Raw genomic sequence first — 26,212 nt, 5'->3', positions numbered from 1 at the left:
GTAAAAATAGTGAAATTGGTGACAGGCACCGCTCGTGGACATTGTCCACGGGCGGTGCCTGTCACCTTTTTTACTCTATTTATATACTAAAAGTTAATCAATGCGTCTTCTGCTTTTATGTTGTTCTTAATTACTTTGTTTTCTTTTAACCACGCTGCGACTTGGTCCCATGTTTGTGGGTCTTGGTAGCCGAATGATTTGTCTTTTGCGTCCATGAGCGGCAAGAGGATTTGTAAGCTCTTTGTCTCAATGTCCTTTTCTAGTGGAGATGATTTATCTTCATGCTTCATTAAAACGGACAAGCCTTCTTCAGGGTGGTCCTGAACATATTTTTGTCCCTTCCCAATCGCAGTCATAAACTTCTTAAATACTTCCGGTTTTGCTTTTAGTTCCTTTTCACTTCCGACCAATACTAATTCATAGTAATCTGGTACCCCGAAGTCAGCAGGATTTAAAGTGCGCATTGGATGACCTTCTTTGTCCAGCAATAACTTCTCGTGATTAATATAACCGCCAATTAGAGCGTTTGTTTTCTTCGTTGCCATCGCCGGAATTAAGTCCCAGCCAACGTCAACCATTTTAATCTTAGAAGCATCTCCACCGTCAGACTTAACCATGGATTGGACGATTGCTTCATCCAAAGGAATCGATGGATAGCCGATTGTTTTCCCTGCTAAGTCCTTAGGGGATTTGATTGAACTATCTGCTGGCACCATTAATTGATTAAGCGGATGACGTACAATCGCTCCAAACGATTGGACAGGGATATCTTCTCCACGTGCCACCAATACCTGCGGCTGATAGCTGAGCGCCATATCGATTTGATCGGCAGCGACAAGTTTTAACGGATCATTTGTATCAGCAGGCATTTGAATCTCTACATCCAAGCCTTGCTCTTTAAAGTAGCCCTTTTCCTGTGCTGTATAAAGGAAAGAGTGAACGGCGTTTGGATACCAGTCTAACATTAAGGTTACTTTCTCAAGCTTCTTGTCCCCACTTGTTGTGTTCTTTTCGGTTGCCTTTTCGTCGTTTTTTCCGCATGCACTTAATATTAGCAGCAAAAGGCTAAACAGGATTAAAAGAGTTTTCTTCATTGATTTCTACTTCCCCTCTTAGATGTGGTATTTATTTTTCAATAATTGTTTTTCGATGAAACTAATCAATAAAAACAGAATAATTCCAAGTAATGATAATAAAAATATCGCAGCAAACACGGCATCTGCCTTTAAACTCCCCGACATCCGGCGGCTAAAGTAGCCCAGACCTTCACTGGCTCCAAGCCATTCCCCTATCGTCGCCCCAACGACACAATAAACGACCGACATTTTCAATCCTGACATAAACGTCGGCAGGGCCATTGGCACCTGTATTTTCCTAAAAATCATCCAGCGGTTTGCTCCCATCGTTAACAATAATTCACGATATTCCCGACCACCCGACTTCAACCCATCATAAGTACTAACGACAATCGGAAAGAACGCCGTTAAAATCGTGACGGCAATTTTGCTCCAAATCGAATAGCCAAACCACATAATAAAAATTGGAGAAATCGCAATCAGCGGGATTGTTTGTGAAATCACTAAGAACGGATAAAGTACTTTCTCTAATGGGCGAGAAAAGTGCATGCCAACTCCGAGTAGGGTACCGGCAGTAATGGAAATCGCAAACCCAATCAGCACCTCATTCAGAGTGGCTGGCAAATGCTCTTCAAACAGAAGCTCACGGTTGTCTATTAATGAGCTCCAGATAGCTGAAGGTGACGGCAAGATAAAGGCCGGGATGATTCCACGCTTTACAACCATTTCCCATACGCTGACCAGAAGAATGACGACGAGAATAAATAAACCGTAATCACTCGTCCATTTTTTTAATCTAGTTGTTGTTTTCATGTTGAATCAGCCACTCCAGTTCTTTTCTCATCCTAATAAAATCAGCTTCATAGATTAGTTCTGAACTTCTCGGTCTCGGCAGGCTAACCTTCCATTCTTCTATTCCATTCGCTTTTAGCACATAAATCCTGTCGCTAAGCAATATCGCTTCCTCTAGATCATGGGTGATAAACAATACCGTCTTTTGTAAATCGCCCCACAAGCCCAATAACCAGCTATGCATATTCCGTTTCGTCATTGAATCAAGGGCACCAAAGGGTTCATCTAACAATAATAGGTCTTTCCCAGTCATAAGAGTTCGTAAAAAGGCAACCCGCTGCCGCATTCCTCCCGACAGTTCATTGGGATAAGCATTTTCATAAGCGGCGAGCCCAAATCGGGCCAGCCACTCCCGCACTTCAGGCAATCTCACTTTCTTATTTTCCTTTGATACCTCGAGCGGAAGTAGAACATTGTCTAAAACCGTTCTCCAGGGTAAAAGCAAGTCCTTTTGCGGCATATAGCCCACACTTCCTAGTCCCTTGCTGGCCCCCTGCTCACCATTAATGAGAATTTCTCCTTGTTGAGGTTTGAGTAACCCCGTTACCAACTTAAAGAGAGTGCTTTTACCTGAACCACTCGCCCCGATAACGGAAACAAATTCCCCCGCTTTTACGTCGAGTGAAATTTTTTCAAAAATCGGTTTTTCAGCACCAAAGCTATAAGATAGTTCGTTGATGTGTAACATTGATGAATTAGACAGGCCACTCGCCCCCCTGATAGACCATGTCCCAGAACATATATTCAAAACGGGATGTCGTCAGGAAGTGTTCTTCTAGAATATTTAACTCCCATTCTGGCTTTCCTTCAGTCAATTGATTCAATAAATCGATCAGCCACTGGGCTAGGGCACCAAATTCCTCAGAAGAGTACATTTTGACCCACTCACCATAAAGATAGTGATTGCTAGCACCTTGATATTCTTTTGCTAACATCTTGCCAATCTCCCAATAGCTCCACATACAAGGTAATAATGCTGAAATTAATTCTTCTAATGAACCATTTTGTGCGACATTTAACATGTAACGGGTATAGGCTAAATTCATCGGAGTTGGTTTTGTCTCCTCAAGCTGTTCATTCGTTATCCCAAATCTTGCAGCATATTGGCGATGCAAATCCATTTCCCCGTGCAATGTCTCATGAAGGAGCTTGGCAAAGGCGGCCATTGTTTCGATGTCCCTTGCTTTCACAGTGCCAAAAGCAAACAGCTTCGAATAATCAATTAAAAACACGTAATCTTGTTTCATGTAGCGAATAAAGGATTCAACCGGAAGATCCCCTTTCCCCATCCCGACAACGAATGGATGCTGATGGGTTTTCTCCCAAATATCACTTACCTTCTGAAAAAGGCGCTCAGAAAATGTCATGCTGTTTTTCCTCCTTCTTGGTGTTACAACACTCCGCAATAAAAATAGCTATTACCTTGGTAAAATCCAGCAGCTGCTGGATCTCCAGCTTTTCATTCACTGCATGTGCATCCTCTAATTTTCCAGGTCCAAAAATAGCAGTCGGAATACCGGCGCGACCTAGCCAGCCTGCATCCGTCACCGTTGTTGACATGCCTACGTTCGCTTGTTGGTGTAACAACTTTTCAAAGGAGTTCGTTAACAGTTTCGTACCAGGATGCTCCGGGTCTATTTTTAATGAAGGAAAAATTTCACCGCGGTCGACGATCATAGACTTTCCTCCCCAGACAAACTCAGGTGGGTTGTCCCTGAGCCACGGATCAGCAGCAGCAATGGCATTGATATGCTGTTCAATTTCTTGGATTACTTCTTCGTAATCTTCATTCGGGTAAAAATGAACCGTTACCCATAATGCACAGCGATCCGCAACAAACGCCGCATGCCGGCCACCTTCGATTACCGCAGGATTAATAGTATTAGTGCCTGGAGGAAAACCATCATAGCTTTTCGTTACAGCCCAGTAGCGTTCAAGTTCTTGGAGGCCAGCGATAACCTTCATCATTTTCTCAATCGCACTTGCCCCTTCAACACCACCGCCGGCATGAATCATTTTCCGGCGAATGCCATCGTGATAGGTTTCCTTGCTTTGAATGGTGATCCAGCCGGTAATGACGCCGCCTTGTCCTTGAATGTGTAAGTCGCTTGTATCCACCACTACGGCATAGTCTGCACTATATCCCCGCTCGACACAGTCTTGGGTTCCGGCTTCCCCGACCTCTTCGCCAATGACGGATTGGAATTGAAGATCGCCTTGTAAGGTGACACCTAATTCTTTTAATAGTTTTATGGCGAAGAGTGATGCGGCAATTCCGCCTTTCATATCCGCGACACCCCGTCCAAATATATAGCCATCCTTTTGGTAAGCCTCAAATGGGGAGGAGCTCCATTCTTTTGTGTCTCCAACCTCGGCCACATCGACATGGCCGTTTATGATTAAACTATTAAACTGACCAGAAGATTTACCTTGTAAAATCCCGACCACGTTTGGGTCACCAGGATAGACATCCCATTTATCCGTGATGAAACCTAACTCTTGAAGATATCCTTTAATAAATTCCTGAACCTCATTCGTATTACGGGCGGGAGGGCTGACTGTTGGAAAGGCAACAAGGTCTGATAAAAGGTCTAACAATTCCCCTTTTCTCGCCTCGATTTCACTTGTAATTTTTGCAATCAATTCCTCGTTCAATATTCACACACCCTAGTTCTTTATAGCTGGAGATTTACTATCATCCATAACTAATACTTTCTTTCTTAAAAATACAACTAAGACCAAAAATCCAAGCAGTGCACCTGCAAATGAGCTGAAGATAAATAACGGAATAAATCCAAATAGGGTTGCTTTTTGTCCAAGGATTAACGTGGCGATTGGATAGGATAAAAGCGCACCAAGGATCCCTGTTCCGATTACTTCACCGGCAAATGCAAGGAATATCTTTTTTGTTTTTAAAAATAAAAGCGATGCGAGTAGGGCACCGACCATACTGCCAGGAAAGGCAAAAATAGAACCTGTTCCCATTAAATTACGGATCAATGAGACCAAAAAGGCCTGGGCGACGGCGTAGTAGGGCCCTAGTAAGACAGCAGATAAGACATTTAAAAAATGCTGCATGGGGAATACCTTTGTAAACCCAATTGGTATGGCTACGAGATTACTAGTAATCGTGCCTATCGCGACCATCATCGCCGTTAGTGTCAGCTTATACGTTTTATTCATGTTATCAGCCCTCCACACTATTTTTTAATGCCTTTGCTGCTTCGAGTGGTGAATCTGCATGGCTGATGGCCGTAATAACGGAAACCCCATCTGCTCCGGCCTTGACGACTGCCGCTGCATTTTCACTAGTAATACCGCCTATTCCGACCATTGGAATGGTGTAGCCTTGTTTGCGGAGAATTTCGATTACCTCTGTTCCCCTGACAGGCTTTGCGTCATCCTTGGAGCTAGTAGGGTAAATGGGTCCAATACCGAAATAATCAGCACCATCGTTGAGTGCCGTCTCGGCTTCTTCTGGAGTATGGACAGAAACACCAAGAATTTTACTGTCGCCAATCCTTTCACGTACCACCTTTACTGGCTCATCCTCTTGCCCGATATGTACACCGTCCGCATCCAGCTCGATTGCCAACTCAATGTCATCATTAACGATGAAGGGGATTTGATGTTCTTTGCAGATACTTTGTAACTGGCTAGCGAGTTCGTGTTTTTCTGCCCCAGTTAAAGCTCCCTTTCCTTTTTCACGGAATTGAAAAATCGTGACTCCGCCAGCGATTGCTTCTTTTAAAACATCGGCAGGGTCTTTGAGGCAGTTAGGACTGCCCATGATAAAATATACCTTTAAAGCCTCATGCAGGTTTTTCATCGATTTCCAAGCTCCCTTTTCTTCCGAAACGCCCCATGGTTTGTCGGCCCATGTCCATGACCGACTTCAATGCCATCCTCAATTGCCGCTTGAATAAACTCCTTTGCTGTTAAGACTGCATCATAAACTGACGCACCTTTCGCAAGTTCAGCCGTTAGCGCTGCTGAGAACGTACATCCGGTTCCATGTGTATTTTTTGTCGGAATTCGTTTATTGGTAAAGGTATGAAACTCTTTACCATCATATAGTAAATCCGTTGACTCAGATTCATCTTCATCATGACCGCCTTTGATGACGACCGTTTGAACACCCAGCTCAACCAATCTTAAGGCAGCTTCCTTTTTATCTTCGACGCTTCTTATGGTCAAACCCGTTAGAACCTCCGCCTCCGGAATATTCGGTGTAATCACATTGGCGAGCGGTAATAAATAGGTTTTCATCGCAAAAATCGCTTCCTGCTGCAGTAAAGATGCACCGCCTTTAGCAATCATCACAGGATCAACGACGAGATTCTCCCATCTATATTTCCGCACTTGCTCAGAAACAGCTTCAATAATATCTGAGCTAAACAGCATCCCCGTTTTCACCGCATCCGTACCGATATCTTCCCCAATCGCTTGAATTTGTTGAATGATCGCTTCCGGTGTCATCGGATAAACCCCATGAACGCCCAAGGTGTTTTGCGCGGTGACTGCCGTTATGGCGGACATACCGAAGACCTCTAATTCTTGAAAGGTCTTTAAATCAGCTTGAATTCCGGCACCGCCTCCGCTGTCTGAGCCGGCAATTGTTAATGCTTTATTCATCTTACAAACCTCCGTTAAATCTTCTTAATAGATGCATTTGCCTTAATATCCTCTTCTGTGACTAATGCTAATTGGTTTAAAAATTCAATTTGAAAGCTGCCTGGTCCCGCTTCAGCTGTTTTCTTAGCCGCCTTTTCCGCAGCAATTCCATAATAAGCTAAAGCAGCAACCGCTGCTTGAAGTACATCCTTTTCCACTCCAGCAAAGGCACCGATTACGGAAGTTAATAGGCAGCCCGTACCAGTCACTTTTGTTAAAATTGGATGTCCGCCTGATACGACATAATTGGTTTCACCGTTTGATACAATATCCTCTTTTCCGGTTATGACAACAACACATCCACTTATCTTCGCTGCCTTGATTGCAAGTTCGACTGTGTCTCCATTTCCCGCACCGGCATCAACACCTTTTATTTGCCATTTTTCACCAATTACATTGGCAATCTCAGCGGCATTTCCTCGGACCACTGAAACTTTAACTTCGCTCATGATTTTGTGGGCCGTATCGGTTCGATATGTGGTTGCCCCGGCTCCCACTGGGTCAAAAATGACAGGAACGCCCTGCTCATTAGCTGCTTTCCCCGCGATCACCATGCTATTAACATTCTGGGCATTTAACGTACCGATATTTAAAACCAGTGAACTGGCAATCCTCGCCATGTCCGCTACCTCTTCACTGGCATAAGCCATGACAGGCGATGCACCCAAGGCAAGCAGACCATTTGCAGTAAAATTTGTCACAACGACATTTGTAATATTATGTACTAGCGGGCTAACCTCTCTTACTTTTTGTAATGTTTCATATACGAAATTTGGTTCCAATATAAACTCCCCTTTTCTTTTTTTAAAATAAAAAAACCAGACCCCTAAATTGGATCTGGTTAGTGTTTTGAAAGAAAAACGCAAAAAAATATCTCGTTTAGCTACTTTCCTCCGCTGGTATTACCCAGATCAGGTCCAAAGGGTTAAAAACTTTATTGTTTTCTCTCAGCCTGATACACAGGGCACCCCTAGTAGATCTTTGGTTATTAAATTACACTCATATTAACGCTAATTTTCTACAATGTAAAGAATTTTTATTTGACACCTTAACATTTCGCTAAGTCAATAATTTCCTTTAACTCATTTGTAAATCCCTTTATTGCACGATCATTTAGTACGGTCACTGGAACCCCTAGGAAACCGTATTGTTCGACTTCTTTTTGGAAGGAAGCATTTTTTGAGATGTCCCTGACCTCAAACGGTATACCTTCCTCCGTTAGTACCTTTTTAACAATTGTACATTCAATACAATCGTTGGTGGTATAGACAATCACTGTTTTATTCATTGGTTTCTCCCTTATTTGAAAAAAATATGCTGTGCTTCTATGGTATCACCAATATAAAAAATCCCAAAGGAATACATCTTCTGACGCCGTTTATCTGTGGGTGAACCAGGGTTAAAAAGAAGCACACCGTCTTCATAACGTTTTAGCGGGATATGAGAGTGACCAAAAATGATACAATCTACTGCTTCCTCTTTAAACGCCAGTGTGGCCCGCTTTTCAGTCGTTTTTCCTTTTCCATGCCCGTGGGTAATACCTATCTTAAACCTGCCTAGCTTTAAAATCCTTTTTTCGGGGAAATGTTCCTGAATATAATCATCGTCGACATTCCCAAAGACCCCTTCAACCTTCGCATAGGATTGAAGCTCTTGTAAAACGTCTATGGTCTGCCAGTCGCCGGCATGAATGATCAAATCCGTGTCCGATAATTCCTCCTTCAATCTTGCTGGTAGCCCCTTGGCTCGTCTAGGCATATGGGTGTCGGAAATAATCACAAGTTTCAAATCTTATCCCTCGTTCTTTATGATGTCTAGTATTTCTATTATATAACAACGAGAGCTGCATGTTGAATGATAGTGTTTACTGCGTTTTATTCCTCGGGAAAGCGCACAAACAGACATTTTTCGCATAATGATGTCGGAAATTAACTGTTGTACAACAAAATATCCATAAATAAAAAACCTTGAGAATAACTCAAGGTTTCATGCAACTTTTTAACCAATGATACTGACCCACCATCCTTGTTTATTTGTCAGTTAGTTAACGTGTTTATCCTTTTTCGGTGCCTGTCACTTTTCGTAACATTACCCCTGTTAGAAAGGTTAAAAAGACGTGGGTGCCAAGTTTTACGGTTGTATGAACTTGGGTGTCTCTTAGTGGGTCGAGGCAGACGATGTCGAGGGCTTTGACTTTTGGATGCTTAGCAGCAGTGAGTACTGCTTTCAAGAGTTCTGCTGTTGTCATTCCGCCTGGTGTTCCAACCGGGACCCCAGGGGCATAGACAATATCGAGAACATCCATGTCTACGGTCAAATAAATAGTATCGACCTTTTCAGCAAGCTCTTTAAGACATTGACTAACCGTTTCTTCGATCCCCCTTTTTCTAGACTGGTGAAGTGTAAAATAATTAACGCCCTTTTCATCCGCATACTGCTTCAAATCTTTGGTGTTATAAAAACCATGCAAACCAATGTTGTATAAATTCGAGCCTTCTATCACACCACTTTCAATCAAATTCCGCATCGGTGTTCCATTAGATGGTCCATTATCGGCCAGACTCCTTAAATCGAAGTGAGTATCAAATTGAAGAATGCCGATTTTCTCGCGCGGTTTGGCCCAGTGTAATCCTTTAACCATCATGGCCGTAATCGAATGATCTCCGCCAATTGCCGCCACTATCGAAGTAGTAAAATTCCGATGGATAGTAGCCGATGCCTCGACGATATTGTCATGACAGCGGCGGATATCGGTTACATGCATTGGTACATCCCCCACGTCCAGAGCCGTCATATCTGCTAAATCCACATCTTCATCTATGTTATAAGTAGTAAATCCCTTCCAGGCACGCCTGAAGGCATCAGGAAATTCTGATGCCCCAGAGGGACTAATCGATGAACGAGAGAGCGGGACACCTACCACCACAACGTCCGTGTTCCTGGTCTGTTCTGGATTGGACTTGGTTGAGAGCGGCTGAATCCATTCATGAACCTTTGTTATTTGGGTGTTCCCTTCAGGCCTGATCCAAACAAAACTCGGTGGAATTAATTTAGGATAGAGAAAACTTTTCAATCAGCCGACCTCCCTTTACCACGACTCTGTCATTTTTGATTACGGTATCGATATGATTTATCCCATATAAGTATTGGAGTTTCATATAATTCTCTATATTAAATATCGTAACATCCCCTTTTTTCCCTTCCTCTAAACTGCCGATTTGGCTGGCACGCCCAATAGCATGAGCTGAAATTAATAGTTGCTGCAGTGATTACCTCTCCTGGTGTCAGCCCTATTTTTAAACATGCTAAATTCATGATCAATGGCAGCGAAACAGTTGGAGATGAGCCAGGATTACAATCGGTCGATAGAGCTACCGGTACCCCTAAATCGATCATGTGACGACCATTTGCCGACTCCGCCATTAAAAAATAAGCGGTTCCCTGGATAAGGACTCCGACGACTCCTTTATCCGCCATTGCCCGTAGTCCTTTTTCAGAGGCTTTTAATAAATGATCCTGGAAATCGCCCCCACTTCAGCGGCCAGTTCCGCCCCTTCAAAAGGTTCGATTTCATCTGCATGGATTTTCGCTGTTAAGCCATAAACCTTTCCCGTCTCGAGAATCGTTCGTGCTTGTTCGGGAGTAAACACACCCTTTTCACAGAAAACATCATTGAACTCAGCGAGTCTGAGTTCAGACACCTTTGGAATCATTTCTTTCACCAAAAGTTTCACAAAATCATCGAGATTGTCCTTATATTATTTAGGTACCGCATGTGCCCCCCATAAACGTCGACACAACATCTATTGGATTAAGCTCGTTCAGCTGTTTTGCCACTTCGAGCTGTTTGCGTTCGGTTTCCCATTCCATTCCGTAGCCGCTCTTCGCTTCAACCGTTGTGACGCCATGGAGTAAGAATTGATTTAACCGCTCGAAGCTTTCTTGGAAAAGTTCCTCATGGGTAGCCTGCTTTGTCCGCTTTGTTGTTGCATGGATGCCTCGGCCGGTATTCATAATCTCCATATAAGTTGCACCCTCGAGGCGCATGTTAAATTCAGTTTCCCTGCTTCCAGCAAAAACTAAATGTGTGTGCGGGTCTATGAGGCCTGGTGTGACAAGTTTGCCTGTTGCATCAACCACTTTTTGTTTGTTCGATACGTGCGGCAAATTTTTCAAAAAGCACTTCATCCTTGCCAACTGCTTGAATAATACCGTCCTCAATCCATACACTGCCGTTTTCAATGATACCTAGCTCAGACATTCTCTCTTTAACAAGGAGAGCAGCGGAACTCCCCCTTAGTGTTACAAGCTGAGCTGCATTCCTTATAAAAATTGCCTTGCCCATCTGCTTCACCCACTTTCTTTCGTTAGTCCTGGTCGAGCATGGGCATTTTGATACCCTTTTCTTTTGCCGTTTTGATGGCTAATTCGTAACCGGCATCTGCATGACGGACGACACCCATCCCTGGATCCGTGGTTAAAACCCGTTGCAGGCGGACTTCTGCCTCCTTGGTGCCGTCAGCTACAATAACCATCCCTGCATGCTGTGAATAGCCCATGCCAACCCCGCCGCCGTGGTGAACCGAAACCCAGCTGGCACCGCCAACAGCATTTATCAGGGCATTTAAAATCGGCCAGTCCGACACAGCGTCACTTCCATCCTTCATACCCTCCGTTTCCCGGTTTGGCGACGCGACAGAACCTGCATCTAAATGATCGCGTCCAATCACGATGGGTGCGGAAACTTCTCCCGATGCGACCATATCATTGATGATCTTTCCAAATTTGGCACGATCGCCGTAGCCTAACCAGCAAATCCGGGCGGGAAGTCCCTGGAAGCTGATTTTTTCTCGTGCCATCGTAATCCATTTGCATAAATGTTGATCCTCTTTAAATTCACGTAAGAGAACTTCATCAATTTTTCGAATATCTTCGGGATCGCCGGATAGTGCGGCCCAGCGGAAAGGTCCTTTCCCTTCACAAAAAAGTGGGCGAATATAGGCTGGCACGAAGCCAGGAAAATCAAAGGCATTTTCAACCCCTTCATCTTTGGCCACCTGGCGGATGTTGTTTCCATAATCGAATGTAACGGCGCCTTTTTCCTGCAATTTTATCATCGCCTTCACATGTGTCGCCATACTTTGCTTGGCAAGCTTCACATATTTGGCAGGTTCTTGGACTCGTAAAGTTGCAGCGGTTTCAAGTGTCAAGCCTGCAGGGATATATCCGTTTAATGGGTCGTGTGCTGAGGTTTGGTCGGTTAATACATCGGGAGTGAATCCCTTTTCAATGATTAGAGGCAAGATTTCAGCAGCGTTACCAAGTAGCCCGACGGAGAACGCCTTTCCTGCTATTTTGGCTTCTTGTGCTAATTTCAAGGCCTCATCAAGGTCTTTAGACTTTATGTCAAGGTAAGCGGTTTCGATTCGCCGGTCGATTCTGGACTCATCGACATCAATCGCTATACAGACCCCTTCATTCATCGTGACCGCGAGCGGTTGTGCGCCACCCATCCCCCCAAGACCGGCCGTTAGTGTAATCGTATGTTTTAATGAACCGCCAAATGACTGCCGCGCTAATTCTGCGAAAGTTTCATAGGTTCCCTGGACGATGCCTTGGCTGCCGATGTAAATCCAGCTTCCTGCAGTCATCTGGCCGTACATCATTAACCCCTTTTGATCGAGTTCATGAAAATGCTCCCATGTCGCCCATGCAGGTACAAGATTGGAATTAGCAAGTAAAACACGTGGTGCATCCCTGTGGGATTTCCATACAGCTACAGGTTTACCAGATTGAATGAGCAATGTTTCATCATTTTCTAATTCTAATAGTGTTTTAACGATCGCGTCATAGGATTTCCAGTTTCGCGCCGCCTTGCCAATCCCTCCGTAAACCACCAAATCCAGCGGCCGCTCCGCTACCTCCGGATTAAGATTGTTCATCAGCATGCGAAGGGCTGCTTCTTGAATCCAGCCCTTCGCATGCAACTGCGTTCCCGTAAAGTTCTGAATCACCCGATGTTTCCCCGTATTTGTCTCCATTCCCCTCACTCCCTCTACATATCAATCAATCTATCTTCATTATAAAAATAAAACGATCTGAAAAATACGGATAAATTTCTACAATTTTTGGTGCCTGACACCAAACGTGGACACTGTCCATTCCATGTGTACATTAGAAACAAAAGAAGGGAAGCCCTCAAATCCAAAAAAAATAGGATAAATGCCCGTTAAGTGATCGGGTATTTATCCTTTTGCTGTTTTAGTTTTTAAGCTGCGGCCTGGAAAAGAGAATACCAGTACCGACTCCAATAATGATGGCGAGTAAATGAACTGTTCCAGTAGATGTTGATAGAAATTTGATGATACTTCCATAACTATCACCGGTTATTCTTAACAAAATTCCCTGAAATATTGGCTTGTATAGAAGTAAATAAGAGATTAGGACTAAAAGAAGTGCAGACCAGTTTCTCCCCAGCATATACCTGGTTAAAACAAAATATATTACGGCTAAAAGAATAGCCAATCCAAACACAAATGAATTTATGTATCGAAGGGCACGGTCGGGCTGGTCTAGGAAGGCTAAAACAACCAAGTAAATACTCCAAGATAATGTTAATAATATTGCAAATATTTGTGTCTTAAGCAAATACTTCATCAAACAGTCACCTCTTACAGCTGATTCACTAACCTATTTACCATACCACAATATGACATGAAATGACTAATAACTATAAAGTGCCATTATATCCGATACACCAATTGTGACGATCATAAGAGGCCTCTATATCCTTGGCAATACCTTAACCACCAAACCATTAGACGCGGTCCAATCCATAGCAGACACCCTAATCTGCATTCCCGTTTACCTAAACCAAATGCCAACATTCATAAACAGAACCAATCTAAACGAGCAAGTAAGAATGGTGCCTGTCACCATTTATACTATATAACAAGTGAAAACAAACATTAAAAAGGACAAGAAGAAATTTTTCTTCTCGTCCTTTTTTATGAGATAAGATAAAAGGTTTTGACTTCGAGAATGGTTCAGCTCCAGGCGCCATCGGCTCGAGGTCAGAAGCTTATCCAGTTGCTGCTCCTTGGGACTGAAGTCATAAGCCCCCACTGAAGAAGGCAAAAAACGCCTTCTTACAGTGGGCGTCTTATGCATTCCCCAGAACAGTCGCCTCCACATTTAGATCAATTCGTCTAAAAGGTTAAAGAACAACCTTTTGGCCGTCTCGTCTTGTGCTTGTCGCCGATAGGCGGGCGCCCTCCACTTTTCTTGTAAAGTTTTAGCCTACGTTGAGGCCAAAGTCGGTAGCGATCCGGGCGAGTCCGCCCTGGTAGCCCGATCCGACTGCAGAGAACTTCCATTCACCGTTGTGACGGTATAGTTCACCTACGATAATGGCTGTTTCGATGGAGAAATCCTCGCCTAAATCATAACGAATAATTTCTTGATTTGTTTCTTCATTTACAACGCGGCAGAAGGCATTAGAAACCTGTCCAAAATTTTGACCTCTTGCTTCCGCATCATGAATCGTAATAACAAACGAAATCCGTTCCACTTGAGCCGGCACAGCAGACAAATCTACTTTCACCTGCTCATCGTCCCCGTCTCCTGCTCCAGTACGATTATCACCTGTATGTACTACGGAGCCATTTCCGCCTTCAAGCTGATTATAGAAAACAAAATCCTTTTCAGATGCACACTTACCATTAGCATTTAAAAGAAAGATGCTGCAATCCAAATCGAAATCGTTCCCACCGTCATAACGGTTCGTATCCCAGCCCAGACCCACAATAACCTTGGACAAACCAGGATTCGTTTTCGTTAAATCGACCTTTTGACCTTTAGACAATGAAATTGCCATACTAACACCCTTTCCACTATTTATTATGTAACTCCACAAAACAAAACAAAACGACTGGAACGATAGAAAGTTCCAATACCTTCCTTTATTCTACAAAAATTTAATTTATTTTACTACTTTTAACTCATATACAACAGCAGCAAAAAAATCGGTTTCAAATTGAGAAAAATGGTTAAATTAAGAAAGTCCAACCTAAACTGGCAGGATATGCTATAATGAACTCTTGGCTAAACTGGTTTAGCCGTTATATTTAAGCAGGGAGCGAATCATTTTATGATAAAAATTGAAATACCAAATCCAGATCTCGTCATTACAAAAAGCAGACAAGTCGGCGAAAAAGTCGAAGCCCCTTTAAGCAGTATCTATGGTTTTACTGATTATAATAAAATCCCCCGTGACAAGGGTGGGATTATCTTATTTTTTAACGCAAATGACGATTTGCTTTATGTAGGAAAAGCAAGAAAGCTGCGGCCTCGGGTAAAGCGTCACTTTGAGGATACCGTTTCACCGATCAAGGAGCATCGCGACGAAGTTTATAAGATTGCCGTATTAGTGGTTGAAGAACCAATGGACCGAGAAATATATGAAACCTACATCATTAATACACTTCACGCTAAATACAATATCGAGAAAGTTTTCTATAAATAAACAGATAGAGCAGGTTCACGCTTTTTAAGCAGGACCTGCTCTTTGTTTTAACTAATATCGTCCAATTTTAAAATCATTTCTTTTTCAAGATGACTTGCCCGGATACCAAACCGCGGCCTTAATGGACGAATTTTCTCCCCTAATAAGATCTTAATAGCCAAGTACGGAAAATTAATCCCAGAAAGACAGCTGAAATGCAAGCCTCCGCTCATACGCGGATTAATCTCAAGCAGCTTCGGCACCCCCTTGCTGTATTTCACCTGAATATTAAATACAAATGGTAATCGGTACTCGTGGTGAAACTTGTGCGCCAACTCAATCAGCTCGACACTTTCTACAAGTTCCCGGACACGTCCATCCCCTTTCATCCTCGGAATGGCTGCGTACAATTGGTCCTGTGATGCCACGCAATCAATACTGTATTCTCTGCCTTCTAAATACTCCAACAGCATTAAATCAGGAAAAGTCTCCTGCTGACCAAGGATCTCGCAGGCATGATCATACGAGATTCGATAACCGCCACCGCTGTGGAAAAGATGATGGATGGATTCCGTTTCTTCCTTGATGACCCGAAACCCCATTGCTCCTTCCCCAATTGCTGGTTTAAAGCAAGCCGTGTGCCCCTTTTCCTTAAGCGATGTGTAAGCCAGCTTAAAATCATTAATATTATTAACGACATAATAATCCGGGATCGAAAAAATGGGAGCTCCGTTTGTTAAGGTTTGATAGGCAGCTGCCTTGTTATCCATGGTTTCCATTAAGGCTGCATCAGGACAAACTAGGACCTTCACTCCTAACTCCGCAAATTCCGGCAATCGCTTCGAAATCAAAACATTTTCTTTGCGGGGTATAAAAATATCAATTCCGTGTTTTTGACAAAAATCGAGACAGAATTCAATATATTCATCCCCTGAAATGTCAGGTTCAACAAAGGCATAATCACAATTTTGTAAATATAGGGCATCTTTATTCGGGCTTGTTCCATAAATCGTAAATTTCCGATGGTCTTCATTATCGCGTATCATATCCATATAATGCGTAACTGTTGTAAACCATCGATTAAACCAAATCTTCATTGTAAACCTCTCTTACATTAAAATTGACCTTTCCATTATGGACAAAGAAAAAACATTTTATAATCAATTTCTGCAAAAAAAAATGTTCCCGCCATTTGCAAGAACATTTTTATACCAAGAATCGGCTTTAAAAGCCTATACCATCATCTTCAAATCATTAAACCGTGTCGCAAATTCCCTTATGGCTTCCAAATCCAATTTGTACTGATCAGTTGTAATCCCATCCACCTTTTTCACCACTTGTCGTTCAAAAAAATTCATTTTTGATACAAGGAATTCGCCGCCAAAAAGACCGAGTGCAACCGAATTCTTCCGCAAATCTTGCGGATAGGCATTGTTAAATTGCTCCACGGCAAAATCCCCCTCACGCATGCAAACTAGAAATAGACCAAGTTCCTTATCTACTAGTTCATCATGGTGGGTTTGAATAAACTTTTTAATTCTTCGTTGTATCATACCGGCATGAATCGAACCGCCTATGATAACCGCATCATAATTTTTTAAATCAATGATATTGTTATCCTTCTTTAAATCTACCGATACCACTTCTCCTGCAAGATAATCGCTTAATATTCCAACCACTTTTTCAGTAGTCCCATGGGACGAGCAATAAACAATTAAACTTTTCATGCGTATTAGCCCTCCTTTAATTAACAAGAAAACAGCCGTAATGACATGCTGGAACCAAGATGCGAGTATACTGATTTCATTATAATTCCTATAAGGCCAAATGCTCGGAAAAATAGTGGCAATATTATTACAGAAATGGTGCCTGTCACCAATTACAATCTGAGGAGGTGATTTAAGGTGGATTTGATACAGTTTCCGTTTGTTTTGGCGGGACCGATTGTACGGCGGTGGAGCGTGGTCAGGTTTTTATTTGGATGGGACAAGCAGGAGGACTAAAATTGAAGCCAGCCTTTATGAAGGTGAAACTTTAAGTAATCAACCCCCATTCGATTACCATCTGATGAAAACCGAATCAGAAACGACGACGATAAGAGCTGGAAAACAGTTTCACCTTCATTTAGTCAAAGTTACGCACACTTTCTGCCACTTTCCGACAGACACCCTAATTGGCTATAACCTACAATTATTCGTGACAGCGCCTCCCTCCCTATCACACGATTTATAAAGCCTTCACTACCTATAAAAGTAATATCCTATACGTTTCCTGCTACGCTATCATTCCATTGAAAAAAGCTCTATTATCGAAACAACCAATAATCTTGGCCTTGTTTCCTTCTCACAAGGTACAATTCCAAACAAGCTGTTAAATAAATAACGTGAAAGTCAGCATTGACCTTCACGTTTGGATAATCCGCTTTATAAATTGGCCGATTTCCTTAGTTGCCCTTCTAGCTTCCGGCAAGTGATCCCCACTAATTTGCCAAACATGCCACATGCCATCCCATGCCTTAAATGATACCTTCACACCTGCTGCCTTTGCTTTAATGGAGAGCGAAATGGCATCACTTTGCAAAATTTCATGCGTCCCCGATTGAATCATGAGAGGCGGCAATCCGGTAAGGTCAGCAAACACAGGTGAAATCAGCGGATGGTCAAGAGATTCCTTTCCAGCATACATTTGGGCAGCTTCCTTTACAGCCCTCAGACTTAAATAAGGATCCACTTCTTCATTTTTTTGATAACTTTCCCCGCTGCTGGTTAAATCCACCCATGGAGATAGACAAACGATCCCAGCCGGAAGCGGATCATTTTGATCCCTTAAGACTAGTGCCGTTGCCAGACACAAGCCGCCTCCCGCCGAATCGCCTGCGAAAATAATGTCCTTACCTGTATACCCCTGCTTCAACAGCCATTGATATACATTAACAGCATCTTCTATCGCAGCAGGAAAAGGATGTTCGGGTGCCAACCGGTACTCAGGGAACAGCACCTTCAAACCAGCTTGTTTCCCAATTCTAGCAGATAGCGGCCGATGCGTGTTCGCAGAGCAAAGCGCATAACCACCACCATGAAGATAAAGAATCACCTTATCCGGCAAAGGAATGCCAGTGGTTAACCATTCGGCATATAACCCTTCTATTTCCAACGGGACTACCTGACAGTTTTTCGGGAGTCTGCCGATTTTACTGGCAGCGGTATCCAGCATCTCCCGTTGTTCTACTATACCTTTTGGGCGAACGCCTTTTTTGACGGCCCGTTTCACTGAAAGCTTAATTGCTTTTTCAAAAAAATAACTTTGAAAACTTGGCATGATTACACTCCACCTTCCCATCCAATATCTGCTAATTTCATTATACTAAAAAAAGAATAATCCTGAGGTATACATTCAGTAAATCTATCTAATTTTCGAATATTTTGTAAATAAACTGTAGCAATTGATCCTGCCTATAGTACAATTAAGTTAACAGGAGGTGTCCAATGAACCGTCTCACCGAGCATTTCCTTTGGCTGTCTTTCGGCTTTACACCTTCCCATCCTAAAAGAACTGCCACACTTTCAACCATTCTTACCAACGGGGCACTCGTGGAACGTGTCGAATCTATTTATCGTTCCATCGCCTATCCTTGTCATGCGACGATCGTTACCGGAAACTGCCGAAACCGGCACGAGGTCATCAACCTAACCTATTATTAGTCCACTTTACCGATTTAGATACCCACCGCCATTAACATGGATTTTCTTCAGAAGAAGCGATACAAGCGCTTCATCGTCATAATGATCGTCTTGGGAGAATACTAGCTAGCTGCTTTAAAAGAAGCTCAGATTTTGAACAATCCCACCATCATCGCTCTAGGTGATCATAGTGCACTTGATGAACAAAAGGCGATTATCCTCAATGTGGTATTAGATAAACAAAACTTAATCATCATAAACGCAAATGAGAATCTAATAAATTGGCAGGCCTACTGTAAAAGTTGTGATGGCTCAGCATATATTTATCTTAAAGATCCCGAAGAGGTGGACACTTTTAAAGCTGTTCGCAATCTCTTAAATTTATTAGTGAGGAACCGGACTTCGGAATTGAGACATTCATTACCGGAGAAGAAGCAGCAGCAAGAGGAGCAGCCCCTGCCTGTGCCTTTATAATTCAAGCTAATTGTGGATTTTTCTTTTTAGAAGATTACGAGAGCGATTTGATCAAAACCATTACACCGATGAAGAAGTAATTGAAGAGTTGTTAACTTTAAAGGAGGATGTTACATGAGTCGGATGACGAAGCAAGAAAAGAGTTGGGTTTTTTATGATTGGGCAAACTCTGCTTATTCCATCCTGATTACGACTGCCATCTTTCCGTTATATTTCAAGGCAGCAGCAAAGGAAGCCGGAATTGCCGCTTCTACCTCTACGGCCTACTGGGGTTATGCCAACTCGTTAGCCACACTGTTAATCTCTCTTTGCGCCCCTATTTTAGGCAGCATCGCCGATTTCAAGGGCTTCAAAAAACGATTCTTTACCTTTTTCTTTGCACTCGGAATTATCTTCACTCTGTTACTTGCCGTTGTTCCTAGTAACCAGTGGCTGATTCTCTTAATCTGTTATATGGTGACTGTCATCGGTTTTGGCGGAACCAATATTTTCTACGATGCCTTTCTTGTCGATGTCACGAGTGAAGACCGAATGAATCAAGTTTCCTCTAAAGGCTATGCAATGGGCTATATCGGCAGTACCGTCCCGTTTATATTGGGAATAGCGCTTATCATTTTATCGCAGCAAGGTATCCTTCCAATCTCTGTTACGGTCGCAAGTCAAGCAGCATTTGCTATCACAGCCCTATGGTGGGGGTTGTTTACAATTCCCATGTTGAAAAACGTCAAGCAGATTTATTATAAGGAACGCGTCCCGAATCCAGTTACCAATGGGTTTCGACAGCTTTTTTTGACCTTTAAAAAAATAAGACTTTTCCGTCCGCTCTTTTTATTTTTAGTTGCGTATTTCTTCTACATTGATGGGGTTAATACCATTATTACGATGTCTACAGCCTATGGCTCTGATCTTGGTATCTCCTCAACCAATCTCTTAATGATCTTGTTTGCGACGCAAGTGGTGGCCGCACCGTTTTCGGTTCTATATGGAAAGTTGGCTGACCGCTACAAGGGAAAAACGATGCTGTTAGTGGGAATCGTTGTTTATGTCGTAATATGTATCTATGCATATTTTTTAAAAACCACACTGGATTTCTGGATTCTCGCCATGCTAGTCGCTTCCTCACAGGGAGGTATTCAGGCACTAAGCCGTGCCTATTTTGCTAAACTGGTCCCAAAGGAAAGTGCCAACGAATTCTTTGGGTTCTATAGTATATTTTATAAGTTTGCCGCGATCTTAGGTCCATTTTTAGTCGGATTCACGGCCCAAATGACCGGGAATACCAATAGCGGTGTTTTTAGCCTGATCGTATTGTTTATAATCGGCGGCCTGCTTCTGATCAGGGTTCCGGAGAATGAGGCGATTATCAAATCTAATTCCATTTCACAATAGGATTTATATTTGAAAAAACAGTGCGATTTGCAGGTGAAATCGTACTGTTTTTTATTTTGCTAACTAAGTGTTTACTATAATAATTCCCTAAGCTCATTGGACATATGTTCTACTAGCTCAGGCCTTCCATGAAACTGGGCCGGAGTATTCTGAAACAGTTTAATCCGCCAATCTCCATCAATTTTAATAGTAACAAGCGTGTGATGCGTGTTTACATTTGGATTAATATCTGATTGTCCTGGAGGGAGCATACCAGCAATTGCGCGCAATATAGTTATATCAGGACTCAAAAAATGCAGATTTTTTACTTTGCTTATGAAGCGAGCTGTTGGATGGTGTTCAAAGATTGGTTTAAGATGCGAAAATATTTCCTCGCTGCCAACTGAAAGACTCCCATCGAATCCAATCATCTCACCATCATCTGTAAATAAATCGGCCATTCCACGAGCACTGCGAATATTCCAAGCCTCCAATAGCTGTCTATAAATTCCTTCTACTTCTATGATTCGTTCCATGAGAATTCACCCCTCTTTTACTCTATTATTAATCGTAAAACAATTAGAGACCTTCTTCAAATAAATTAAAATGTTTTTATTGTATATAGAACTAACGTTCGGTTATAATAAAAACATAACATCTTTGTTCTAGGAAAATACATAAAACAAGGAAAAATAAAGGAGTCGATTTTATGATTACACCGTATTTAATGTTTAACAGAGAATGTGATGAGGCGTTTAAAATGTATCAAAAGGCCTTTGATGGAGAAGTCGTATCCATGCAGAAGTATGGGGACTTGCCTCCAAATCCTGAATTTCCTGTGTCTGACAGCGAAAAAGACCTTGTTTTACATGCTCAATTGAAATTAACAGAATCAGGATTTATTTATGGTTCAGATTCGAATCGAGACTTACCAGAAGGTGCAAAAGTGTCCATAAGCGTGGAGCTTGACTCTGAAGATCGTGCTTTGAAAGCATGGGAAGTTCTTAAAGAAGGCGGATCGGTTTATATGGACCTGCAACCAACATTTTTTGCTAAGCTGCACGGTTCTGTACAGGATAAATATGGAGTGACTTGGATGTTTACCGTCAGCTAGAAAAAAATCGCAAGGCGCCCGCCTATCGGCGACAAGCACAAGACGAGCCGGCCGAAAGATTGTTCTTTACCTTTTGGACGGATTGATCTAAATGTGGAGGCGACTGTTCTGGGACGTATGAATAAGACGCACACTGTAAGAAGGTGTTTTTTGCCTTCTTCAGGGAGTGGCTTAGACTTGCGTCCCAAGGAGTGCAACTGGATAAGCTTGTGACCTCGAGCCGATGTCGCCTGGAGCTGGACGTGGCTAAACCTGTAAAAAGTGGTCCACAAGTAGTAAATCTATACTTTTCTTGCCCATGAAAAACACCCAGGCGTTTAAACCTGGGTGTTTTCTCTTATTTCACATCGTATCCTTGGTCATCAATTGTTTCTTTAATCTTATCAAGTGAAACCATGTTGGTATCAAACTCTACATCCACTTTACCTTTTGCCAGGTTTACCGACACCTTTTTTACACCTTGCAGTTCGCCGACACTGCCTTCCACTGCTTTGACACAATGTTCACAAGACATTCCACTTACATTTATAGTAACATGTTCCATTATAGTTTCCTCACTTTTTCATCAACTTTTGGATCGTCACAAGAACCTCATCCAAGACTTCGAAATCGCCTTCTTGGATTCTTTCAACGACACAGCTCTTGAGATGACCTTCAAGCAATATTTTCGCTACACTGTTTAACGCCGATTGTGTTGCAGCAATCTGGTTAATGACATCATCACAATACGTATCTTTTTCAATCAAGCCTTTAATCCCACGGATTTGCCCTTCAATTCGGTTTAACCTCGTGACAAGATTATTTTTTACTTTATCTGGATGATGACTTTTCCGTTGGCTTCCCCCATCTTCACAGCAGGAATCTTCGGTTAACTCCTGTTCTAATTCATGAGACATTAACACGCCTCCCTTTTTAGGAATATTATATCATACCCCCGTATAGTAAAGCGAAGGGCGAAACTAGAGATACTACTAGCACAGTTTACCCTTTCTAAAAACAAAAAAATAGGCAGATGATTATTAAAAAATCAACAGCCCATTCTTTCCTTCTCTAAAGAAGTTACATATTTTCAACTATCGTTTGCTGGATATTGCGAATCACATCGCCACGGCTGATGACACCTACTACACGATTCACTCCATTGACGACAGGCAGTTTTTTAAAGTGATGTTTTGATAACAGATCGACCACTTTTTCCATATCATCTTCAGGATGGACCGTTACGAGACCATGTGTTTTCGCAATTTTAATAATCTCCCTATTAATGACTTCACTTAAGTGGACATCCCGTTCCTCCACTGCTATATAAGTAATGAAACTAAAATAATCATGTATCCGCTTATCTAATGGCTTTATAGCCCGAATAATATCCCCATCTGTTACCATGCCGTATAATGTACCATCTTTTTTTGTAATGGGAACCCCGCCAATTTTCTTTTCTACAAATACAGACATGACCTCTCTAACTGAATTTTCTGGACTAACAGATATAACGTCTCTCACCATAAAATCTCTTACTTTCATCATGGTCACCGCTTTCTTTGAATCAATTCCAAAATAAATCATGCTCATTTCCTTTATTTTTTGTACTATTTTCATGTTATCTTGAATATAAATAAATTCCATCTTTCAAGATATTATTTTCAAATTGCTAATGATTAATGATAAATTTTTAATTATTTGCTTCCACATCATTTTTAGATAACTGCTCTAAAACTCTAGGAGGGAACACCATCCGGCAAATGAGCTTGGCAATGTCCTGATACGGAGAAGGTTTCTCAGACTGGCTTGTTTTATCAAGTCCGTTCTCGACAATCATCATAATCGCCCATGAAAGGGTATCTAAATCCAAATCATCCCAAATTAACCCTTTTTCTCCTGCTTTTTTTAATCCGTTAAAAATCCTAGCATGAATTCTTTTTTTAGCCTTGTCCAGAACGGCTGCAAGCTCGGAATCCTTCGATAACAGCTCAGGCAGAACATGACGGAGTCCGAACTCATGGATCCGGTTATAATGAATTTCTAAAGAAGACGCCAATGTTGCCACTGGATCGCTAGATAACCAGCTTATTTCCGGTGGAAGAAAAGTATCAATTTTATCCTCAAGCAGCGACATCAACAGCTGCCGTTTATCGGAAAAATATCGATAAAAAGTTCCTGTTGCAACCCCTGCATGAGCAGCGATTTCCTTTGCCGTTGTCTGCTCATAACCCTTATCATGAAACAAAGCATATCCACTTTCAATTAACGCATTTCTTTTAGCTTGAGCGCGTTCCTGTTTTGGCAAAAATGGAAATTCACCTACTAGGTTCTCATCATCTGACATGCTTTCACCTCGCATCTATCATACCACTAACTAAAAATTTGAACCATAGTTCAATTTTAAATTGACAGAAAAGATACTTTGTGTAATACTTGAACCAGAGTTCATGTTATCATTTTATCACTACTACTATAAAAATAAAAGTTATTTTGTTAAGCAGGAATTTGCCATTTTTATGCGAATAATTTAAAGTATCAATTTTTTGATTTTCTAAAAAACCATACAGTTTTACAAACAATTGGAAGGTGTTGATTAATTTGGCAAACCAATCTGAATCTAAGAATATATCTGTAAATTCAACTATTTCATTAAAAGGAATTGTCAAAGCCATTTTCAACGATACCGTTCATGTCCAAATCGGTGGTAAAATTATTCCCATTCCAGCCTCTGATTTTATGATGGAGAAACCAACCAAATAAGCTTTATTTAAAAAGGCCCGTCACAAATTGTGATGGGCTTTTTTTCATTAATTATCCTCAGAGTTCAAGCTTTTATAACACATACATGTAGTAATATGATCATTTACCATCCCCACTGCCTGCATAAAGGCATAACAAATAGTCGAACCCACAAATTTAAAGCCTCGTTTCTTTAAATCTTTACTGAGCCGATCACTGATTTCCGTCGTTGCAGGGACCTCACTCATTTCACGGAAATGATTTTGTATTGGCTTTCCGTCCACAAAAGACCAAATATAAGATTGAAATGATCCGAATTCCTCTACTACGCTAAAAAAAGCTTTTGCATTTGTAATAACCGCATTTATTTTCAGCTTATTTCTAACAATTCCTTTATTCTGTAACAGTTCAGCAATTTTGTTCTCATCATAGCGAATAATTTTAGCGGGCTCAAAATGATCGAAAGCTTGACTATAGTTCTCACGCTTTTTTAAAATCGTATACCAGCTGAGTCCGGCTTGAGCGCCTTCAAGATTTAAATATTCAAACAGCTGGCGGTCATCATAAACCGGTACCCCCCATTCATGGTCATGGTAATCGATATAGAGTGGATCCTGATTCACCCATCCGCATCTTATTTCTTTATCATTCATTGCAAGTGCTCCTAAATAGTTGTCATCATTATCCTTTAAGTATCACATATTCTTTCAAAAAAAGGTATCCTTACAAGAACAAAAGCGCTGGAGCTGGACATCGATAGTCCATTTATTAAGAGTTATCCACAAGCGAAAATTTTATAATTTCTTTAACGATCAAAAAACCGGACCTCCAGCAGCAGGTTTCCGGCTCTGAAAAAAATTATTTGGCAAATTCATTCTCAGCAATTAAATTTGCGGCTGGTACTGTGACTTTTTGGAAGGTAATCAGCACGTTCCAGCTGCCTGAAGACTGCCCATCTGCATAGAAAGTTGGTTTACATTCTTCGTCAAGCATACTTAAAAGCATGGCAAGATGGCGGCCGCCTGATTCGACTCTAGCCAGCCTTGCATACTCCGGAAGCATATCATAGGCGGATTGATAGTCCTTTTTCATTACAAATTCGAGAAATTGCTTATCCATGGCATGTTCAGTAATGGTTGGTTTATTATGTCTGCCCCTCACTAAATTATGTGACAAGGCACCACTTGAAATAAAGACAACTCTTTTACTTGTTTCTTGTAAAACTTTTGCGATTTGCTGACCCCATTTATAGGTCTCTTCGATACTGGCTGCCAATGTAACCGATAAATTAATAACCGGTATTTCTTCATCTGGATTTAGGTACCGCAATGGAACCACACTTCCATAATCCCACAGGTAATATGGATCATTTACCCCCTGGACCTGTAGGCCAGCCTCTTCTCCTGCCTTTACGAGCTTGTTCGCTAATTCTTCATCACCTGGGTAGTTGTACGGGAGGTCTTTAATTAGGTCTGGGGCTTCGAAGGCAGTTAATATCCCTTTATGGACAGGTGTACAATCAACATAATGGAAAAACGTCGATGGCCAGTGACAAGAAACTAAAACAATTACGTCTGGGTTTATTTCCTTTATTTGTTTGGCTACTACTTTCATGGATGAAGCCATATCCATCTGAAAATCCGGCACTTGATCTTCATGGCACATACTAGGGACATGGGGAGCTATCATACTAAATTCAATGGTCATAATATCCTCCTATAAAATTAATAAACAGGTTAACGCTTACAAA

31 protein-coding genes, 1 pseudogene and 1 riboswitch are annotated in these 26,212 nt (G+C 41.8%); of the genes and pseudogenes, 6 read left to right on the top strand and 26 right to left on the bottom strand.

From position 1 onward, the window contains the following. Positions 1–86 precede the first annotated feature (86 nt). From M3226_RS14905 to M3226_RS14830, 16 genes and pseudogenes are all read right to left on the bottom strand, one after another. Positions 87–1,094, bottom strand: a complete 1,008-nt coding sequence (locus M3226_RS14905; RefSeq protein ID WP_251566510.1) for an ABC transporter substrate-binding protein — start codon at positions 1,092–1,094, stop codon at positions 87–89. 18 nt (positions 1,095–1,112) lie between these two features. After that, positions 1,113–1,889 (bottom strand): ABC transporter permease, encoded by a 777-nt coding sequence (locus tag M3226_RS14900; protein ID WP_251566509.1) that lies wholly within the window; start codon positions 1,887–1,889, stop codon positions 1,113–1,115. Then, entirely contained in the window at positions 1,873–2,616 is a 744-nt protein-coding gene (locus tag M3226_RS14895) for an ABC transporter ATP-binding protein (RefSeq protein WP_251566508.1), read from the bottom strand. Before M3226_RS14895 ends, M3226_RS14900 begins: the two co-directional genes overlap by 17 nt. 7 nt (positions 2,617–2,623) lie before the next feature. Then, entirely contained in the window at positions 2,624–3,295 is a 672-nt protein-coding gene (gene tenA, locus M3226_RS14890; RefSeq protein ID WP_251566507.1) for a thiaminase II, read from the bottom strand. Beyond that, positions 3,282–4,583: an acetylornithine deacetylase gene (locus tag M3226_RS14885; protein ID WP_251566506.1), complete on the bottom strand. Its 1,302-nt coding sequence runs from the start codon at positions 4,581–4,583 to the stop codon at positions 3,282–3,284. Before M3226_RS14885 ends, tenA begins: the two co-directional genes overlap by 14 nt. Positions 4,584–4,595: 12 nt before the next feature. Next, positions 4,596–5,111 carry an energy coupling factor transporter S component ThiW gene (gene thiW / locus M3226_RS14880; RefSeq protein WP_251566505.1) on the bottom strand — a complete coding sequence of 172 codons (516 nt, stop codon included), beginning with the start codon at positions 5,109–5,111 and terminating at the stop codon, positions 4,596–4,598. A 4-nt stretch (positions 5,112–5,115) separates the two neighbouring features. Next, complete coding sequence (thiE, locus tag M3226_RS14875) at positions 5,116–5,757, bottom strand: thiamine phosphate synthase (RefSeq protein ID WP_251566504.1); 642 nt, start codon at positions 5,755–5,757, stop codon at positions 5,116–5,118. Beyond that, positions 5,754–6,563, bottom strand: a complete 810-nt coding sequence (gene thiD, locus M3226_RS14870) for a bifunctional hydroxymethylpyrimidine kinase/phosphomethylpyrimidine kinase (RefSeq protein WP_251566503.1) — start codon at positions 6,561–6,563, stop codon at positions 5,754–5,756. Before thiD ends, thiE begins: the two co-directional genes overlap by 4 nt. Positions 6,564–6,577: 14 nt before the next feature. Beyond that, positions 6,578–7,384 (bottom strand): hydroxyethylthiazole kinase, encoded by an 807-nt coding sequence (thiM, locus tag M3226_RS14865; protein WP_251566502.1) that lies wholly within the window; start codon positions 7,382–7,384, stop codon positions 6,578–6,580. 89 nt (positions 7,385–7,473) lie between these two features. Beyond that, positions 7,474–7,584: riboswitch (TPP riboswitch) on the bottom strand. 66 nt (positions 7,585–7,650) lie between these two features. Next, positions 7,651–7,890, bottom strand: coding sequence for a glutaredoxin family protein (locus M3226_RS14860; protein ID WP_251566501.1), 240 nt, complete (start codon positions 7,888–7,890; stop codon positions 7,651–7,653). A gap of 11 nt (positions 7,891–7,901) precedes the next feature. Then, positions 7,902–8,381 (bottom strand): metallophosphoesterase family protein, encoded by a 480-nt coding sequence (locus M3226_RS14855; protein WP_308211949.1) that lies wholly within the window; start codon positions 8,379–8,381, stop codon positions 7,902–7,904. A 274-nt stretch (positions 8,382–8,655) separates the two neighbouring features. Next, entirely contained in the window at positions 8,656–9,675 is a 1,020-nt protein-coding gene (locus M3226_RS14850) for an agmatinase family protein (RefSeq protein ID WP_251566499.1), read from the bottom strand. Then, positions 9,653–10,947, bottom strand: a pseudogene (hutI, locus tag M3226_RS14845) (imidazolonepropionase). Before hutI ends, M3226_RS14850 begins: the two are co-directional and overlap by 23 nt. A 22-nt stretch (positions 10,948–10,969) precedes the next feature. After that, on the bottom strand, positions 10,970–12,643 hold the full coding sequence (gene hutU, locus M3226_RS14840; RefSeq protein ID WP_251566498.1) for a urocanate hydratase: 1,674 nt from the start codon (positions 12,641–12,643) through the stop codon (positions 10,970–10,972). A gap of 220 nt (positions 12,644–12,863) precedes the next feature. Next, complete coding sequence (locus M3226_RS14835; RefSeq protein WP_251566497.1) at positions 12,864–13,262, bottom strand: hypothetical protein; 399 nt, start codon at positions 13,260–13,262, stop codon at positions 12,864–12,866. Between the two features lie 634 nt (positions 13,263–13,896). Next, on the bottom strand, positions 13,897–14,478 hold the full coding sequence (locus tag M3226_RS14830) for a TerD family protein (RefSeq protein WP_251566496.1): 582 nt from the start codon (positions 14,476–14,478) through the stop codon (positions 13,897–13,899). 273 nt (positions 14,479–14,751) lie between these two features. Here M3226_RS14830 and M3226_RS14825 point away from each other — a divergent pair, with 273 nt between their 5' ends. After that, positions 14,752–15,126 carry a nucleotide excision repair endonuclease gene (locus M3226_RS14825; RefSeq protein ID WP_251566495.1) on the top strand — a complete coding sequence of 125 codons (375 nt, stop codon included), beginning with the start codon at positions 14,752–14,754 and terminating at the stop codon, positions 15,124–15,126. A gap of 47 nt (positions 15,127–15,173) precedes the next feature. On the opposite strand, the gene M3226_RS14820 is transcribed toward M3226_RS14825, so the two are convergent. The 3 genes from M3226_RS14820 to M3226_RS14810 all read right to left on the bottom strand — a co-directional run bounded on the left by M3226_RS14820 (position 15,174) and on the right by M3226_RS14810 (position 18,423). After that, positions 15,174–16,202 carry an ATP-grasp domain-containing protein gene (locus M3226_RS14820; protein ID WP_251566494.1) on the bottom strand — a complete coding sequence of 343 codons (1,029 nt, stop codon included), beginning with the start codon at positions 16,200–16,202 and terminating at the stop codon, positions 15,174–15,176. 135 nt (positions 16,203–16,337) lie between these two features. Beyond that, on the bottom strand, positions 16,338–16,832 hold the full coding sequence (locus tag M3226_RS14815; RefSeq protein ID WP_251566493.1) for a flavodoxin domain-containing protein: 495 nt from the start codon (positions 16,830–16,832) through the stop codon (positions 16,338–16,340). Between the two features lie 676 nt (positions 16,833–17,508). Further along, entirely contained in the window at positions 17,509–18,423 is a 915-nt protein-coding gene (locus tag M3226_RS14810; protein WP_251566492.1) for an alpha/beta hydrolase, read from the bottom strand. Between the two features lie 167 nt (positions 18,424–18,590). On the opposite strand from M3226_RS14810, the gene M3226_RS14805 reads away from it, so the two are divergent. The 3 genes from M3226_RS14805 to M3226_RS14795 all read left to right on the top strand — a co-directional run bounded on the left by M3226_RS14805 (position 18,591) and on the right by M3226_RS14795 (position 20,648). Then, positions 18,591–18,806: an alkaline phosphatase family protein gene (locus M3226_RS14805; protein WP_251566491.1), complete on the top strand. Its 216-nt coding sequence runs from the start codon at positions 18,591–18,593 to the stop codon at positions 18,804–18,806. Positions 18,807–18,938: 132 nt separating this feature from the next. Then, the gene (locus M3226_RS14800; protein WP_251566490.1) at positions 18,939–19,259 is read left to right on the top strand and encodes a hypothetical protein; all 321 of its coding nucleotides are present in this window, start codon (positions 18,939–18,941) and stop codon (positions 19,257–19,259) included. Positions 19,260–19,373: 114 nt separating this feature from the next. Continuing rightward, a complete protein-coding gene (locus M3226_RS14795; RefSeq protein ID WP_251566489.1) occupies positions 19,374–20,648 on the top strand; it encodes an MFS transporter in 1,275 nt (424 codons plus the stop codon). A 74-nt stretch (positions 20,649–20,722) separates the two neighbouring features. Here M3226_RS14795 and M3226_RS14790 read toward each other — a convergent pair whose 3' ends face one another. Continuing rightward, entirely contained in the window at positions 20,723–21,163 is a 441-nt protein-coding gene (locus tag M3226_RS14790) for an SgcJ/EcaC family oxidoreductase (protein ID WP_251566488.1), read from the bottom strand. Between the two features lie 173 nt (positions 21,164–21,336). On the opposite strand from M3226_RS14790, the gene M3226_RS14785 reads away from it, so the two are divergent. Further along, complete coding sequence (locus tag M3226_RS14785) at positions 21,337–21,741, top strand: VOC family protein (RefSeq protein ID WP_251566487.1); 405 nt, start codon at positions 21,337–21,339, stop codon at positions 21,739–21,741. A gap of 337 nt (positions 21,742–22,078) precedes the next feature. On the opposite strand, the gene copZ is transcribed toward M3226_RS14785, so the two are convergent. The 4 genes from copZ to M3226_RS14765 form a co-directional block, all read right to left on the bottom strand. Then, positions 22,079–22,285, bottom strand: coding sequence for a copper chaperone CopZ (gene copZ, locus M3226_RS14780; protein ID WP_251566486.1), 207 nt, complete (start codon positions 22,283–22,285; stop codon positions 22,079–22,081). 10 nt (positions 22,286–22,295) lie between these two features. Further along, positions 22,296–22,637, bottom strand: coding sequence for a metal-sensitive transcriptional regulator (locus tag M3226_RS14775; RefSeq protein WP_251566485.1), 342 nt, complete (start codon positions 22,635–22,637; stop codon positions 22,296–22,298). 163 nt (positions 22,638–22,800) lie between these two features. Further along, positions 22,801–23,307 carry a CBS domain-containing protein gene (locus tag M3226_RS14770; protein WP_251566484.1) on the bottom strand — a complete coding sequence of 169 codons (507 nt, stop codon included), beginning with the start codon at positions 23,305–23,307 and terminating at the stop codon, positions 22,801–22,803. Positions 23,308–23,413: 106 nt separating this feature from the next. Beyond that, a complete protein-coding gene (locus M3226_RS14765; protein WP_251566483.1) occupies positions 23,414–24,067 on the bottom strand; it encodes a TetR/AcrR family transcriptional regulator in 654 nt (217 codons plus the stop codon). 254 nt (positions 24,068–24,321) lie between these two features. Between M3226_RS14765 and M3226_RS14760 the strand changes: the two genes are divergently transcribed. Next, on the top strand, positions 24,322–24,483 hold the full coding sequence (locus M3226_RS14760; RefSeq protein ID WP_251566482.1) for a hypothetical protein: 162 nt from the start codon (positions 24,322–24,324) through the stop codon (positions 24,481–24,483). A 47-nt stretch (positions 24,484–24,530) separates the two neighbouring features. Here M3226_RS14760 and M3226_RS14755 read toward each other — a convergent pair whose 3' ends face one another. Together M3226_RS14755 and M3226_RS14750 are read right to left on the bottom strand one after the other, a co-directional pair. Further along, entirely contained in the window at positions 24,531–25,115 is a 585-nt protein-coding gene (locus tag M3226_RS14755) for a DNA-3-methyladenine glycosylase I (RefSeq protein ID WP_251566481.1), read from the bottom strand. Positions 25,116–25,320: 205 nt separating this feature from the next. Next, entirely contained in the window at positions 25,321–26,169 is an 849-nt protein-coding gene (locus M3226_RS14750) for an extradiol ring-cleavage dioxygenase (protein WP_251566480.1), read from the bottom strand. Positions 26,170–26,212: the final 43 nt, after the last annotated feature.

This window comes from Neobacillus cucumis (assembly GCF_023715505.1).
Note: the sequence above shows the minus strand (reverse complement) of the source record. Positions and strands in the feature narration are given on the sequence as shown.

Excerpts from the sequence above, each read along its gene's own strand:
- M3226_RS14905 (WP_251566510.1), bottom strand. The coding sequence starts at position 1,094 with ATGAAGAAAACTCTTTTAATCCTGTTTAGCCTTTTGCTGCTAATATTA.
- M3226_RS14900 (WP_251566509.1), bottom strand. The coding sequence starts at position 1,889 with ATGAAAACAACAACTAGATTAAAAAAATGGACGAGTGATTACGGTTTA.
- M3226_RS14895 (WP_251566508.1), bottom strand. The coding sequence starts at position 2,616 with ATGTTACACATCAACGAACTATCTTATAGCTTTGGTGCTGAAAAACCG.
- tenA (WP_251566507.1), bottom strand. The coding sequence starts at position 3,295 with ATGACATTTTCTGAGCGCCTTTTTCAGAAGGTAAGTGATATTTGGGAG.
- thiW (WP_251566505.1), bottom strand. The coding sequence starts at position 5,111 with ATGAATAAAACGTATAAGCTGACACTAACGGCGATGATGGTCGCGATA.
- thiE (WP_251566504.1), bottom strand. The coding sequence starts at position 5,757 with ATGAAAAACCTGCATGAGGCTTTAAAGGTATATTTTATCATGGGCAGT.
- thiD (WP_251566503.1), bottom strand. The coding sequence starts at position 6,563 with ATGAATAAAGCATTAACAATTGCCGGCTCAGACAGCGGAGGCGGTGCC.
- M3226_RS14860 (WP_251566501.1), bottom strand. The coding sequence starts at position 7,890 with ATGAATAAAACAGTGATTGTCTATACCACCAACGATTGTATTGAATGT.
- hutU (WP_251566498.1), bottom strand. The coding sequence starts at position 12,643 with ATGGAGACAAATACGGGGAAACATCGGGTGATTCAGAACTTTACGGGA.
- M3226_RS14830 (WP_251566496.1), bottom strand. The coding sequence starts at position 14,478 with ATGGCAATTTCATTGTCTAAAGGTCAAAAGGTCGATTTAACGAAAACG.
- M3226_RS14825 (WP_251566495.1), top strand. The coding sequence starts at position 14,752 with ATGATAAAAATTGAAATACCAAATCCAGATCTCGTCATTACAAAAAGC.
- M3226_RS14820 (WP_251566494.1), bottom strand. The coding sequence starts at position 16,202 with ATGAAGATTTGGTTTAATCGATGGTTTACAACAGTTACGCATTATATG.
- M3226_RS14815 (WP_251566493.1), bottom strand. The coding sequence starts at position 16,832 with ATGAAAAGTTTAATTGTTTATTGCTCGTCCCATGGGACTACTGAAAAA.
- M3226_RS14810 (WP_251566492.1), bottom strand. The coding sequence starts at position 18,423 with ATGCCAAGTTTTCAAAGTTATTTTTTTGAAAAAGCAATTAAGCTTTCA.
- M3226_RS14805 (WP_251566491.1), top strand. The coding sequence starts at position 18,591 with ATGAACCGTCTCACCGAGCATTTCCTTTGGCTGTCTTTCGGCTTTACA.
- M3226_RS14795 (WP_251566489.1), top strand. The coding sequence starts at position 19,374 with ATGAGTCGGATGACGAAGCAAGAAAAGAGTTGGGTTTTTTATGATTGG.
- M3226_RS14790 (WP_251566488.1), bottom strand. The coding sequence starts at position 21,163 with ATGGAACGAATCATAGAAGTAGAAGGAATTTATAGACAGCTATTGGAG.
- M3226_RS14785 (WP_251566487.1), top strand. The coding sequence starts at position 21,337 with ATGATTACACCGTATTTAATGTTTAACAGAGAATGTGATGAGGCGTTT.
- copZ (WP_251566486.1), bottom strand. The coding sequence starts at position 22,285 with ATGGAACATGTTACTATAAATGTAAGTGGAATGTCTTGTGAACATTGT.
- M3226_RS14775 (WP_251566485.1), bottom strand. The coding sequence starts at position 22,637 with ATGTCTCATGAATTAGAACAGGAGTTAACCGAAGATTCCTGCTGTGAA.
- M3226_RS14770 (WP_251566484.1), bottom strand. The coding sequence starts at position 23,307 with ATGATTTATTTTGGAATTGATTCAAAGAAAGCGGTGACCATGATGAAA.
- M3226_RS14765 (WP_251566483.1), bottom strand. The coding sequence starts at position 24,067 with ATGTCAGATGATGAGAACCTAGTAGGTGAATTTCCATTTTTGCCAAAA.
- M3226_RS14755 (WP_251566481.1), bottom strand. The coding sequence starts at position 25,115 with ATGAATGATAAAGAAATAAGATGCGGATGGGTGAATCAGGATCCACTC.
- M3226_RS14750 (WP_251566480.1), bottom strand. The coding sequence starts at position 26,169 with ATGACCATTGAATTTAGTATGATAGCTCCCCATGTCCCTAGTATGTGC.